General features: G+C 53.1%; 14 protein-coding genes. All 14 read right to left on the bottom strand.

Going from position 1 to position 13,901, the window contains the following annotated elements:
* Nucleotides 1-14: 14 nt before the first annotated feature.
* Nucleotides 15-1,097 carry an NAD(P)H-dependent flavin oxidoreductase gene (locus tag ACTQ3K_RS00275; RefSeq protein ID WP_441564582.1) on the bottom strand — a complete coding sequence of 361 codons (1,083 nt, stop codon included), beginning with the start codon at nt 1,095-1,097 and terminating at the stop codon, nt 15-17.
* A 13-nt stretch (nt 1,098-1,110) separates the two neighbouring features.
* A complete protein-coding gene (locus ACTQ3K_RS00270; protein WP_441564580.1) occupies nt 1,111-2,874 on the bottom strand; it encodes an acetyl-CoA carboxylase carboxyltransferase subunit alpha in 1,764 nt (587 codons plus the stop codon).
* Between the two features lie 3 nt (nt 2,875-2,877).
* A complete protein-coding gene (gene accC, locus ACTQ3K_RS00265; protein WP_441564578.1) occupies nt 2,878-4,206 on the bottom strand; it encodes an acetyl-CoA carboxylase biotin carboxylase subunit in 1,329 nt (442 codons plus the stop codon).
* 9 nt (nt 4,207-4,215) lie between these two features.
* Complete coding sequence (gene fabZ / locus ACTQ3K_RS00260; protein ID WP_441564576.1) at nt 4,216-4,638, bottom strand: 3-hydroxyacyl-ACP dehydratase FabZ; 423 nt, start codon at nt 4,636-4,638, stop codon at nt 4,216-4,218.
* Between the two features lie 66 nt (nt 4,639-4,704).
* Nucleotides 4,705-5,253: an acetyl-CoA carboxylase biotin carboxyl carrier protein gene (locus ACTQ3K_RS00255; RefSeq protein WP_441564575.1), complete on the bottom strand. Its 549-nt coding sequence runs from the start codon at nt 5,251-5,253 to the stop codon at nt 4,705-4,707.
* Nucleotides 5,254-5,257: 4 nt separating this feature from the next.
* On the bottom strand, nt 5,258-6,496 hold the full coding sequence (gene fabF / locus ACTQ3K_RS00250; RefSeq protein WP_441564573.1) for a beta-ketoacyl-ACP synthase II: 1,239 nt from the start codon (nt 6,494-6,496) through the stop codon (nt 5,258-5,260).
* Nucleotides 6,497-6,509: 13 nt separating this feature from the next.
* A complete protein-coding gene (fabG, locus tag ACTQ3K_RS00245) occupies nt 6,510-7,274 on the bottom strand; it encodes a 3-oxoacyl-[acyl-carrier-protein] reductase (RefSeq protein ID WP_441564571.1) in 765 nt (254 codons plus the stop codon).
* Nucleotides 7,265-8,176 (bottom strand): ACP S-malonyltransferase, encoded by a 912-nt coding sequence (gene fabD, locus ACTQ3K_RS00240; protein ID WP_441564569.1) that lies wholly within the window; start codon nt 8,174-8,176, stop codon nt 7,265-7,267. The genes fabG and fabD overlap by 10 nt, the downstream gene beginning before the upstream one ends.
* On the bottom strand, nt 8,169-9,101 hold the full coding sequence (fabK, locus tag ACTQ3K_RS00235) for an enoyl-[acyl-carrier-protein] reductase FabK (protein ID WP_441564567.1): 933 nt from the start codon (nt 9,099-9,101) through the stop codon (nt 8,169-8,171). Before fabK ends, fabD begins: the two co-directional genes overlap by 8 nt.
* A gap of 92 nt (nt 9,102-9,193) precedes the next feature.
* Nucleotides 9,194-9,427, bottom strand: coding sequence for an acyl carrier protein (gene acpP / locus ACTQ3K_RS00230; RefSeq protein ID WP_441564565.1), 234 nt, complete (start codon nt 9,425-9,427; stop codon nt 9,194-9,196).
* 77 nt (nt 9,428-9,504) lie between these two features.
* Nucleotides 9,505-10,509 (bottom strand): beta-ketoacyl-ACP synthase III, encoded by a 1,005-nt coding sequence (locus ACTQ3K_RS00225; RefSeq protein ID WP_441564563.1) that lies wholly within the window; start codon nt 10,507-10,509, stop codon nt 9,505-9,507.
* Nucleotides 10,510-10,723: 214 nt separating this feature from the next.
* Entirely contained in the window at nt 10,724-11,164 is a 441-nt protein-coding gene (locus ACTQ3K_RS00220) for an HD domain-containing protein (protein WP_441565194.1), read from the bottom strand.
* A gap of 115 nt (nt 11,165-11,279) precedes the next feature.
* Complete coding sequence (gene glgA, locus ACTQ3K_RS00215; protein ID WP_441564561.1) at nt 11,280-12,716, bottom strand: glycogen synthase GlgA; 1,437 nt, start codon at nt 12,714-12,716, stop codon at nt 11,280-11,282.
* A 131-nt stretch (nt 12,717-12,847) separates the two neighbouring features.
* Complete coding sequence (gene spo0A / locus ACTQ3K_RS00210) at nt 12,848-13,642, bottom strand: sporulation transcription factor Spo0A (protein WP_441564559.1); 795 nt, start codon at nt 13,640-13,642, stop codon at nt 12,848-12,850.
* Nucleotides 13,643-13,901: the final 259 nt, after the last annotated feature.

Raw genomic sequence — 13,901 nt, 5'->3', positions numbered from 1 at the left:
GTATCCCATATTTTTCACATAAATTCCGGAAACAGCTCCCGAACCACTTCCGGAACGGTTTCGATCTGCTCTGCCCGGTAAGCCTTTGCACCGCAGAACAGAAGAGCCTCTTCGATTTCGCCTCTGGCGGCATGGACCAGTGCTTCGGTGATACAGTAGGGAACCCGGGCCGGATCACAGCCCTCCAAACACCGGAAACAGTTTTTTACCGGTTTTCGTCCCTGCTGCCGCTTTCTCAAAAAGTCATTTTGGATCGCGCGTCCCGGCATTCCAACCGGACTGTCGGTGATGACAAGATCCTTTTCTCCGGCTCTCAGATACGCCTGCTTATACGCCGTCGGTGCATCGCATTCCTCCGTCGTCACAAACCTGGTCGCAATCTGGACTCCATCGGCCCCCAGCGCTTCCAGATGGTAACGGACATCGCTGTGATCATAGATCCCGCCGGCTGTTACCACCGGAATCTTTTTTCCATAACGTCTGCCATAATCCTCCGCCAGCTCTTTGATCCTGCCAATTCCATGCTCAAACTGCCGGATGCTTTTCTGTTCTTCCTCCTCCGGTTCCAGCTGTTCCCGCTTAAAGCCCAGATGACCGCCGGCCAGTGGACCTTCCGCTATCAGAAGATCCGGAGCTGTGTGATAATGACGGTCCCAGAGCTTACAGATCACCGCGGCCGCTTTTTCCGAGGATACGATGGGAGCAATCTTTGTGCGGGAACCGGCGGTCAGCTCCGGCAGCTTCACAGGAAGTCCGGCGCCCGAAACAATCAGATCGGCCCCGGCCTTCACAGCCGCCCGCACATACGCCTCATACTGTCTGGTGGCTGTCATAATATTGAAGCCGAGGATTCCGTCCGGTGCGATCCGTCTCGCCCTTTCCAGCTCCTCCGGAATCGTCCGGAGATTGGTTTCAATGGGATTCTTCGAAAACTCCGGCTTTTGAAATCCGATCTGCGCTGTGGAGATCAGACCGATCCCTCCGGCCTTTGCCACAGCGCCGGAAAGGCCGGAAAGACTGATCCCGACACCCATGCCGCCCTGGATCAGAGGGATTTGGGGCCGGAGTTCTCCCATAATCAGTGTATGTTCCTTCATAATTTCGCCTTTCCTAAAATCCACGGAAGCGCCGGTACCGCTGTTCGCAGAGCTCTTCCGGTGTGAGGTCACCGAACCGGTCCAGAAACTGTCCGATCTCCTCTTCCATTGTCCGGTACAGCTCCTGACAGTCCGCCCGGTCCGCCGGTGCGTTTTCCGGGATCACCCGGTCAACGATTCCCTGTTCATAAAGCTCTCCGGCAGTCAGCTTCATCAGTCCGGCTGCCTCCGCCGCACGTCCACTGTCCTTCCAGACAATGGATGCAAAACCCTCCGGTGAAAGAATGGAATATACCGCATTTTCCAGGATCCAGACCTCATTGGCCTGTGCCAGAGCCAGAGCTCCGCCGCTTCCGCCTTCCCCGATCACAATCGAAAGAACCGGGACCTTTAATCCGGCAAGCGTTTTCAGGTTTTCGGCAATGGCCGCTCCCTGTCCCCGCTCCTCGGCTCCGATTCCGCAGAAGGCTCCCGGTGTATCCACAAAACAGATCACCGGTCTTCCGAACTTTTCTGCCTGCTCCATCAGCCGCTTCGTTTTCCGATAGCCTTCCGGAGACGGCATTCCGAAGTTTCTCTTTACATTTTCTTTTGTGCTGCGTCCCTTCTGCTGCCCGATCACCGTCACCGGGATTCCCCGGAACCAGGCGAGTCCTCCGACCACCGCCGGGTCCTCTCCGAACAGCCGATCCCCGTGAAGCTCTGTAAACGACTCAAACATCCCTTCAATATAATCCAGTGCCGTCGGCCTTTTCCGGTCTCTGGAACGGCAGACACGCGCCCAGGCTTCCACATCGGCTGCTGCGAACGGATGGCCTTTTTCTTTCCCCGCAGCCGCTCTGTCCGAGCCTTTTATCCGTTTCTTCTGCCGGTCTTCCGACAGCTCCTCCGAATGCTCTGCGGATTTTGGAAGCCTCCTGTTATCTGCATGAACCCGCAGGATCTCTTCCAGCACCTGCTTTGCCTCCTCCCGGTAAAGGATCCGGTCAATAAATCCATGCTCCAGAAGAAACTCCGCACGCTGAAACCCGGCCGGAAGCGTTTCCCCGATGGTCTGTTCGATCACACGGGGACCGGCAAACCCGATCCGCGCACCGGGCTCAGCCAGAACAAGATCTCCCAGCATCGCAAAGCTGGCCGTGACTCCTCCCATAGTCGGCTCCGTCAGAACCGGCACATACAGAAGCCCGGCATCGCTGTGACGCCGGAGAGCCGCAGCTGTTTTGGCCATCTGCATCAGAGACAAGATCCCTTCCTGCATTCTTGCACCGCCGGAACAACAAAACAGGATCACTGGAAGACGAAGCTTCGTTGCCCGTTCCACTGCCCTTGTAATTTTTTCACCGACAGCTTCTCCCATGCTTCCCATGATAAACCGTCCGTCCATCACTCCGAGAACCGTTTCCTGCTCCCCGATCCGTGCCTTTCCGGTCACAACTGCCTCATCAAGACCTGTTTTCTCCCGTACCGCCTCCAGCTTTTTCGCATATCCGGAAAGGCCCAGGGGATTCTTATCCGGAATTTCCTGATCCCACTCCTCAAACTGATCTGTCAGGATATGGATTCTTGCCCAGGCATTCATCCGAAAATAGCCGCCGCAATGGGGGCAGATATAAGCCGCCGCTTTTACATCCTCCGTAAAAACCGGTTTTCCGCACTGATTGCATTTTTTCCATATTCCCTGTGGAACCTCTGCTCTGCCGTCTGCTTTTTCGCTGCCGGCCGGAATCCTGATATAGGAATTGGACGGCGTCCTCTTAAATAAACGCTTCCGCATGATTTACCGCTCCCGTTCTCCAAACTGTGTTTCCATAAATCCGGTATCGGCCTCTCCTGCCTGATACACCGGGTTTTCCAGAATTTCATACTGGGATTCCAGATTGGTTTCAATTCCGTCGATCACTACCTCGTCCAGAGCTCCCTTCAGCTTCTCAATAGCCTGCCTGCGGTCAGCACCATGGGCAATGAGCTTGACCAGCATGGCATCATAATACGGCGGAACACTGCAGCCGTTATAGACTGCCGTATCGACACGGATCCCGCAGCCGCCCGGTAACAGAAGCTTCTTTATAATACCCGGAGTTTTTGCATTGATCCGGCATTCGACAGCATGACCGGACAGATCAATGTCCTCCTGCTTCCGGCCAAGCACCTCTCCCGCCGCGATCCGGAGCTGTTCCCGGATCAGATCCAGTCCGGTTACCATTTCCGTCACCGGGTGTTCCACCTGGATCCTGGTATTCATCTCAATAAAATAAAACTGCTGCTCCTGATCCAGAAGAAATTCCACGGTCCCTGCGTTCGTATAGCCTGCTGCCCTTGCCGCCCTTACCGCCGTTTCTCCCATGCGGCTGCGAAGCTCCTCCGACAGTGCCGGAGACGGAGACTCCTCCAGAAGCTTCTGGTGATTTTTCTGCACAGAGCAGTCCCGCTCCCCCAGATGGATCACATTGCCGTGCTCATCTGCCAGGACCTGAAATTCGATATGTCTGGGATGCTCCAGATAACGTTCAATATACATGGAATCATCCGAAAATGCCTTTTCTGCCTCCATTCTGGCACTGAGAAAGTTTCCGGTGAATTCCTCCTTTGTTCTGGCGATCCGCATGCCCTTTCCGCCGCCACCGAGAGCCGCCTTGATCATCACCGGATACCCCGTCTGCTCTGCCTGCAAAAGTCCTTCCTCCGGAGTTCTTACCGGCTCGCAGCCTCCCGGTACCACCGGAATTCCGGCTGCTGTCATAGTCTTTCTCGCTTCCGCCTTGTTTCCCATTTTGGCAATCACCCCGGCAGAAGGACCGATAAAGGTCAGATGACAGCGGCTGCAAAGCTCCGCAAACCTGGCATTTTCCGACAGAAAGCCGAAGCCCGGATGAATCGCATCAGCCCCCATGACCACCGCCGCCGACAGGATCCGTTCCATATTCAGATAGCTGTCCTGAGACTTTGCCGGTCCGATACAGACCGCCTCATCGGCCAGATGCGTATGAAGTGCTTCGCTGTCTGCCTCCGAATAGACGGCCACCGTAGCAATCCCCATTTCCCGGCAGGCACGAATGATCCGCACCGCGATCTCCCCGCGGTTGGCAATCAGAACTTTTTTAAACATAACTGCTCCTTATCCGATCATAAAGGTCAATTCTGCTGTGACAGCCGTCTCACCGTCCACCGATGCCTCCGCCCGTCCGACTCCGACCGGTCCCTTCCGGCGGATCAGCTCACACTCCAGACGAAGCCTGTCACCCGGAATCACCTTTCTCCGGAAACGGACATGATCGATGGCGCCGAAATACGCCGTTTTTCCTTTATTTTCCTCCAGGCTGAGTACGGCGGCTGCGCCCACCTGAGCCAGTGCTTCCACGATCAGCACTCCCGGCATTACCGGCTCCCCCGGAAAATGTCCCTTAAAAAAATCCTCCCGGAACGTCACACATTTATAACCGACGGCACGCACACCGGGCTCCAGCTCCTCAATGCAGTCCACCAGAAGAAACGGGTGGCGGTGCGGGATCAGTTCCTCAATTTCCTTTATTCCAAGCATAATTTCCTCTTTCTGATTTGTTTCACACAAACGGGTGGCCTGTGAAACAAAAACGCTCTGCGCAGATCATGAATCGGCTTTCACCGAAAACAGAGGCTGTCCATATTCCACCACCTGTTCGTTGTTTACCAGGACAGCCTCCACGATCCCGTCATACTCCGATTCGATCTCATTCATCAGCTTCATGGCCTCAATGATTCCCAGTATCTGTCCCTTCGTCACCCGGTCTCCCGGTTTTACAAAGGCTTTCTCTCCCTCAGCGGGTGCCGAATAAAAGGTTCCGACTAACGGGGCACGGACCGTCTCGCCGGAAAGAGCGGTGTGATCCTCCGTTTTCCCTGCGCTCTGAGTTTCCTTCCCTGATCCGGTTATGTCGCCGTCTGCTTTCGCCGCTGTTGTGTTTTCTCCTTCTGTAACGGAGGACTCCTTCACCTGCACGGCATTTCCACGGACTGTTCCGTTTCTTTCTCCGTACGGCTCTCCGCCTTTACAGGTTTTCTCCGAAGTCGCCATATTCTCCAGATGCAGCCGGCTTCCGTTCTCTTCCAGTTCAAACCCGGACAGGCCGGACTCTGCCACCGCATCGATCAGCTTTAAGATTTTCTCAAATTCCATGACCCTACTCCCTGTATTTTTTCACCAGAATGGATGCATTATGACCACCGAAGCCCAGAGAATTGCTGAGTGCATATTCCACCTCCATGGAAATGCCCCCTCTGGTCACATAATCCAGATCGCATTCCTCATCAGGCACCTGATAACCGACAGTCGGATGAATATATCCCTCTTCGATGGATTTCACGCAGGTGATCAGCTCCACACCTCCGGCAGCTCCCAGAAGATGACCGATCATGGATTTGGTGGAATTGATTTTCACTGCTTCCGCCGCCTTTCCCATGGCAAGGTGAATGGCTCTCGTCTCAAACAGGTCGTTATGATGGGTGCCGGTTCCGTGGGCATTGATATAAGTCACCTGTTCCGGCGTGATCCCGCCGTCCTTCATGGCCTCCGTCATGGCTCTCGCCGCACCGCTTCCATCCTCTGCCGGAGAAGTGATATGGTAGGCATCACAGGTCGCTCCGTATCCGGCAATCTCCGCGTAGATATGAGCACCTCTCCGCCTTGCATGCTCCAGCTCCTCCAGAACCAGAATACCGGCGCCTTCTCCCATGACAAAGCCGCTTCTCTCTTTATCAAAGGGAATTGAGGCGCGAAGTGGATCCTCCGAAGTGGAAAGTGCCGTCAGTGCCGTAAATCCGGCGACTCCGATGGGACAGATGCTTCCCTCCGTTCCGCCTGCCACCATCACGTCAGCCTCTCCGTACTGGATCGAGCGGTATGCTTCCCCGATGGAATGGGTTCCCGTGGCACAGGCAGTCACCACATTGATGTTTTTTCCCTTTAATCCATACTGGATTCCTACATTTCCTGCCGCCATATTGGAGATCATCAGAGGAACCAGAAGCGGTCCGACCCGCCCCGGTCCCTTTGTTAAAAGCCGTTCATGCTCACGCTCCATAGCCTGAAGGCTTCCGATCCCGGAACCGATGCTCACGCCGATCCGAAACGGATCCTCCTGTTTTACAGAAAGGCCGGAATCCTCCAGTGCCTCTCCCGCCGCGGCCACCGCATACTGGCTGAACAGCTCCATCCGCTTTGCCGCCCGGAATTCCATCCGTTCCCTCGGATCAAAATTTTTCACTTCTGCCGCCAGCTTTACCTTATAATCTGACGGATCAAACCTGGTAATGGGACCGATTCCGACTTTGCCGGACCGGATTCCCTCCCAGAATTCTTTCACATGATTTCCGATGGGCGTCACAGCGCCCAATCCGGTTACTGCCACTCGTCTGCTCATGCTTTCTCCTGTTCTACATCGCCATTCCGCCGTCCACACAGAGTACTTGACCGGTAATATAACCGGCCTGTTCCGATGCCAGGAAGGAGACAGCCTCCGCAATCTCCTCCGGCCTGCCGAACCGCCCCATGGGAATCGCACCAACTGCCCGTTCCCGCACGGAATCAGACAGCACTCTGGTCATTTCCGTATCCACAAAGCCGGGGGCCACGGCATTCACCGTAATTCCTCTGGAGGCCAGCTCCCTTGCCGCCGACTTGGTCAGGCCGATGATCCCGGCCTTTGATGCCGCATAATTGGCCTGTCCGGCATTTCCGAGGACTCCCGACACCGAGGAAATACTGATGATCCGGCCGCTCCGCTGCTTTACCATCTGTCTGGACACTTGACGGAGCCCGTTGAATGCTCCCTTTAAATTCACCTCTAATACCCGGTCAAAATCCTCCTCGCTCATCTTCATGAGCAGGCCGTCCCTGGTAATCCCGGCATTATTCACAAGGATATCGATCCGTCCCTTTAATGCCAGAACCTCTTTGAAAAATTTCTCTGCTTCCGAAAACCGGGAAACATCGCACTGCATGGCACAGGCTTCTCCACCGGCGCTTTGGATTTCCTTCACTACCGCTTCCGCCCGTTCTCCGGAACCACAGTAGTTTACTACTACGAAACAGCCGTCCCCGGCCAGCTTCCGGGCAATGGCACGTCCGATGCCGCCGGACGCTCCCGTTACGACCGCAACCCGCCGGTTTTCCTGGTTTTTTGTCTGCATCATGTCCATTGCAACAGATCCTCCCATGTTTCAAGGTTCCGCACCACGGCTTCTCTTGAAATTTTTCTCACAAAGGCACTCAGGGTTTTTCCCGGACCGATCTCTACAAACGTATCCACGCCATCCTCCAGCATCATAAGAATGCTCTGTCTCCATCTTACCTGCCCCGATACCTGTCTGATCAGCAGTTCCTTGACCGGCTCCTTTTCCCGGACATAGACACCTGTCACATTGGCCACATACGGGATCTCCGGCCTGGCGGCCGGAATCGGTTCCAGAACGGTTCCCAGCGCTTCTCCTGCTTTTTTCAGAAGAGGAGAATGAAAGGGGCCGCTTACCTTCAGCCGGATCACCCGTTTCGCTCCGGCCCTCCGAAGGGCTTCTTCGGCCCGTTCCACAGCCTCTGTCCTTCCGGAGATCACCAGCTGGCCCGGACAGTTATCGTTGGCGATCCAGACTTCTCCCAGATCTCCAAGAATTTCTTCCACCGTCTCCGGTTTCATGGCAAGCACCGCCGACATCGCTCCTTCGCCTGCAGGAACAGCCTCTTCCATGAGCCTTCCGCGGCTTTTTACTGCACGGACTGCATCCATGGGTGCTAAAACTCCGGCCGCCGCCAGTGCGCTGTACTCTCCGAGGCTTAATCCCGCTGCCGCATCCGGGCAGAAAATCCCGGCTTCCTTCATCGCTTCCACAATGGCAAGCTCTGCCGTCACCATGGCCGGCTGCGTATATGCGGTCCGATTCAGGTTTTCGTTATCCGTAAAGCATAAGGTCTTCAGATCCATCTGAAGCTGTTCCGAAGCTTCTTCAAAAAATGTCCGCGCCGCCGCGCTGTGTTCATAAAAATCCTTTCCCATACCGGCTTTCTGAGCGCCCTGTCCGGGAAACAAATATGCAGTTTTACCCATGTGCTCTCTCCAATACGGCTTCTGTCTGTGCCATCAGCTCTTCGATGATCTCCCGGCAGCTTTTTGTTTCTTTAATAAGACCGGCGATCTGTCCTGCCATGACATTTCCGTTTTTAATATCGCCCTCCTGTACCGCCTTTCTCAGGCCTCCGAGGGTCAGCATTTCCAGCTCTTCAAAGGAAGCGCCCTGTTTTTCCAGCTCCAGATATTCCCTGGTCATCTGATTACGCAGGAGGCGGACCGGATGACCGGTGCTTCGTCCTGTCACAACGCTGTCAATATCCTTGGCCGCCAGAATCCTGTTTTTATAATTGTCATGGACCTGGGCCTCGGTCGATGCCACAAACCTGGTTCCCATCTGGACTGCCTCGGCTCCCAGCATGATCATTGCCGCGATTCCTCTTCCGTCTGCCGCACCTCCGGCTCCGATCACCGGAATATCCACCGCATCGGCCACCTGGGGCAGCAGTGTCATGGTGGTTGACTCCCCGATGTGACCGCCGGATTCACAGCCTTCTGCAATCACCGCATCAGCACCGCACCGTTCCATGCGCTTGGCCAGTGCCACAGAAGCCACCACCGGGATCACCCTGGCCCCGGCATTCTTCCAGAGCTCCATGTATTTTTCCGGATTTCCCGCACCGGTGGTGATCACCTTGACCCCCTCCTCGGCCGCTGCCTGCGCCACCTCTGCCGCATAAGGGCTTAACAGCATAATGTTGACTCCAAAGGGCTTGTCAGTCCGTTCTCTTGTTTTCCGGATTTCGTTTCTTACCCAGTCTGCCGGTGCATTGGCTGCTCCGATGATCCCAAGGCCACCTGCTTCTGAAACAGCTGCAGCAAGATGATGCTCAGCCACCCAGGCCATTCCTCCCTGGATGATCGGATATTCTATATTTAAAAGTTTTGTGATCCTTGTCTCCATGAATGGTTTCCTACCTCCGCTTGGCTCGTTCTGTCTTCAGGACTTTTCCGCGTTTTTACGCTTCCTTTTCCCCTTCTTATATTTTACCGCTCTTATACTTCTGCTCCGTGCTCCTTCAGATAATTCATAACCGCACCGACAGTGGTCAGCGTTTCCAGCTCCTCCGAAGGAATCTCTACTCCGAATTCCTCCTCCATCGCCATAACAAGCTCAAACAAATCCAGAGAATCCGCTCCCAGATCATCTTTAAACGATGTTGCCTCCGTCACCTGCTCCACATCCACATTCAGCTGATCTCCGATCATTTCTTTCATTTTCTCTAACATCCTGTTCTCCTTTCGGCGATTCCCGCCATTCCTTTTTTATTTTTTTCTGTTTTCCTTTTCTGCTTCTTTTCTTTGTTTTACCGGATTTCTGATAGTTCTCTGCGTTCCTTGCTCCAGCGAAGGACAGCCGCTCCCCAGGTAAGCCCTGCTCCGAAGCCGGCCAGAACCAGGAGATCTCCGCATTTCAGTGTGCCGCTCCGGGCCAGCTCGTCCAGAAGGACCGGGATACTGGCGGCCGATGTGTTTCCGTAATGCTCCAGATTCATCGGAAACCTGGACAGGGGCTGCTTCATGCGCTTCGCTGCGGCTTCAATGATCCGCCGGTTTGCCTGGTGCAGAAGAAAATATCGGATTTCCGCCGCAGAAAGCGAGGCCTTTTCCAGTACCTGTCCGATGACCTCCGGAATTACCCGGACCGCAAACCGGAACACCTCCTGTCCATTCATCGTCAGTCCAGCGGATGCATCTTTGTCGGACGGACAGCGAAGTACACTGCCGCGGCTTCCGTCCGCACCCAGAACAAAGGGGCCCAGACCGCTTCCGGATTTCCCTGCACCTTCTGCCGGATTCTCTGTCTTCATTCCGGCCTCCAGTACCACTGCCCCAGCGCCGTCTCCGAACAGAATACAGGTACTCCGGTCAGTCCAGTCCACGGCTTTCGACATGGCATCCGCACCAATGACAAGAACATTCCGAAACTGCCCGGTCTCCAGATACACCGCCGCAGTGTTTAAGGCGTATAAAAACCCGGAGCAGGCAGCACTCACATCAAAGCATGCGGCCCCGGAAGCACCCAGCCATTCCTGAACCTGGCAGGCGGTACTGGGAAACAGACAATCCCCAGTGGAAGTTCCTACAAGGATCAGCTCGATCTGTCCTGCCTCCAGTCCGGCATCGGCAAGTGCACGCTCTGCTGCACGCGCCGCCATATCGGCCGTTCCGGAACTGCTGATCCTTCTCGAACCGATCCCTGTCCGCTCCCGGATCCAGGAATCGCTGGTATCCACCATCCGTTCCAACTCCTCGTTGGTCAGAAGCTTTTCCGGTACATAGCTCCCGGTTCCTGCAATTTTGACTTCCATCTCGCTTTTCGCTTTCTTTTAGTTTGACTTTCAAATTATTTTACTTTAAAAGTATACGAAGAGGAACCGGTTTTGTCAAGTGCTTTTTTACAAAAACCAAACGAGTGCCGTCCGATCCATTTCCGGATCAGATGACACTCGTTTGGTTTTCTGGAACTTCTAATACCTTACAGGTTATGCCAAAACACGCACGGTTTCTGTTCTTAACCGTTTTCTATGCCTGGGCGGTCCGACGGAAGGCACTGCGGATCCGTCCATACACTTCATGGATCCCGCAGAATTTATCTGCATATACGATGACCATACCTTCCCGGCTTTTGGGCGGGATCGGCGTCAACGGCCACATATGGCGCAGGATAATATTCAATTCCTGGTCCGTCAGATCAAAATGTTTTTTCGCGTTGTTCATGGCAACCCGCGGGTGGGTAAACCCGTGGATATGATTCTTTGCCGTATGCCAGTCATAAAGAAAAAGATCGTGGAGCAGACCGGCTCTCGCCGCCGCTTCATAATTCCACCCATACTTCCGGCAGATACAGTAGCTCATATAGGAAACCTGGATGCAGTGTGCCTTTGTGGTGGTATTTCCATGCTGGATAAACTGATCCATGGACTGGAACACCGGATTCTCCATGATATCCTTCACGCACATCATATATGTCTCATCGTCCTGGTAGGCTTCTCTGACAACCCAGGTTTCATTCTTCACCCATTCCTCTGCCTGCCGTTTTTCTTCTCCGTGAAGATGAAAATCCACAGGCTTTTTCTTTCTACAGAACACTGTAAAGCTCCTCGTACTTCCTGGCCGAGCTGGTCCAGGAGAAATCCTTCGCCATGCCCCGGTCAATGATTTTATTCCATTCCCGTTTCCGGTCATAATATACATGCTCTGCATAGAGAATGCTTCCCAGCATCTCATGCGCATTGTAGTTTGCAAAGGAGAAACCGGTTCCGGTATTTTCGTATTCGTTATACGGCTCCACGGTATCCCTCAGGCCGCCGGTCTCCCGGACAATCGGCACCGTCCCGTAGCGCAGGCTGATGATCTGGCTCAAACCGCAGGGCTCGAAGAGACTGGGCATCAGGTATGCATCACAGGCCGCATAAACCTTATGGGACATGGCTTCCGAATAATAAATATTGGCGGAAACGCTGTCACCGTACTTCCAGTCATAGTGGCGGAACATATTTTCATACTTCTCATCACCGGTGCCCAGGATCACGAACTGAAGATCCTCGGAACAGATCTGATCCATGACGCACTGTACAAGATCCAGTCCCTTCTGACTGGTCAGACGGGATACGATTCCGATCATAAACTTTTTCGGATTCACTTCCAGTCCCAGCTCCTGCTGGAGCGCCGTCTTGTTCTTCGCCTTCTCCTTCCGGAAGGTTCTGGCATCATAATTCTGAGGGATCAGCGGATCTGCTTCCGGATCATACTCTTTGTAATCGATTCCGTTTAAAATTCCCCAGAGATCACTGCTTCTTGCCCGCATTAAGCCATCGAGTCCTTCCCCGTAAAACGGCATCTTGATCTCCTGGGCATACGTATTGCTTACCGTCGTCACCTTATCGGCATAAACAATTCCGCCCTTTAACATATTTCCGTTATTATAGGATTCCAGCTTATCCGGTGTAAAATAATAATCTGAAAGCTCGGAAATCCGCTGGATCACATCCACGCTCCATACGCCCTGGAATTTCAGGTTATGGATGGTCATGATGGACTTGATCCCCCGATAAAACGGGTTTGCCTGGAATTTGTCCTTCAAATGCACCGGAATCAGGCCGGTCTGCCAGTCGTGGCAGTGGATAATATCCGGCCGGAAATCCAGCACCGGAAGTGCAGAAAGAACTGCCTTCGAGAAAAACGCAAACTTCTCCAGGTCAAAATACATATCCGTATAAGGCCGGTCTCCGCTGAAATACCATTCATTGTCGATAAAATAAAAGAGAACGCCCTCATATTCTATTTCAAACAATCCTACATAGCGATCCTCCCACATATAGTTCATATAAAAGTTGGTCAGGTACTTCGCCTGTTCCTTAAACTTCGCGGGAATGCACTGATAATACGGCAGGATCACCCGTACATCATACTGTTCTTTATCAAAGTTTTTCGGCAGAGATCCAACAACATCTGCCAGACCGCCTGTTTTTATAAACGGCACACATTCTGATGCTGCAAATAATATCTTCTTCACGCTTCTACCTCCAGATCCAGATTTTCCTTCTCAAAAACCCTCTGAATTCTATTATACTCGATTTGTCTGAAAATGGGAAGCAGTTTTCCTTTCGTCTGCCGTCTGATTTCCCTTTCTTTTGCAATTTCCTGTTACTTATTCTTGTACTCCAGCCGAATCTTATCGGCAATCAGCGCCACAAACTCCGAGTTGGTGGGCTTTCCTTTTCCAGTGTTGATCGTATAGCCGAACAGGGCATCGATCGTATCCATCTTTCCGCGGTTCCATGCAACCTCAATGGCATGACGGATCGCACGTTCTACGCGGCTCGGTGTTGTCTGGTGCATCTTCGCGATGGTCGGATACAGAAGCTTCGTGATGGAATTTAACATCTCCATGTCGGATACCGACAGGATAATGGCATCCCGCAGATACGTGTAGCCTTTGATATGAGCCGGTACACCGATCTCATGGATCAGGTTTGTCACATCACTTTCCAGGTTTCGTTCGATGTACTGTTCTTTCTTTTCATAAGGAGCGATCCGTCTGCTCTCCGCTCCGTAGGTCTTGCTTCTCCCGATATGCTTCATCCGGTTCAGCACCATATCGGAATCAAAGGGCTTCATGATATAATAGGATGCACCAAGCTGAAACGCATCCTCGGTGATCCGCTCCTGCCCGATGGCCGTGATCACAATAAACTCCGGCTTTTTCTTCAGCTTTTCGTCTTTCCCGACCTTTTCCATCACCGATAATCCATCCAGTTTCGGCATAATGATATCAAGAAGCATAATATCCGGCTGTTTTTCCCGGATCAGGCTGTAGGCGTCTTCTCCGTTATTCGCCTTTCCAATTACCTCAAATTCCTGATCATGGCTGATGATGTTGTCAAGAAGCTGGACGATTCTTTCGTTATCATCGGCAATTGCCACCTGTAATTTTGCCATTTTTACTCCTCCTATTCCCGGAACCGCCGGCAAATTGCGGTTTTCCGTATAAACGAATGCAGCTCTGCACATTCCTGCCTTTTACGCGCAGGGAATTGCCTGGAATCTCCTGCGGCAAAAAAATACCTCTTTATTATACTTGGAAGGAACCGTATGCGGCAACGGAAAAGAGACGCGGGTCTCGACAAAAACGTGTCTATTTTTGTCGAAAGCATGCGTCTCTTCGGAATACTGTTTCAGTAATTCTGAAAAACGGTCA

This window comes from Candidatus Paralachnospira sp. LCP21S3_A2, from assembly GCF_052118925.1.
Lineage (GTDB): Bacteria > Bacillota > Clostridia > Lachnospirales > Lachnospiraceae > Lientehia.
Note: the sequence above shows the minus strand (reverse complement) of the source record. Positions and strands in the feature narration are given on the sequence as shown.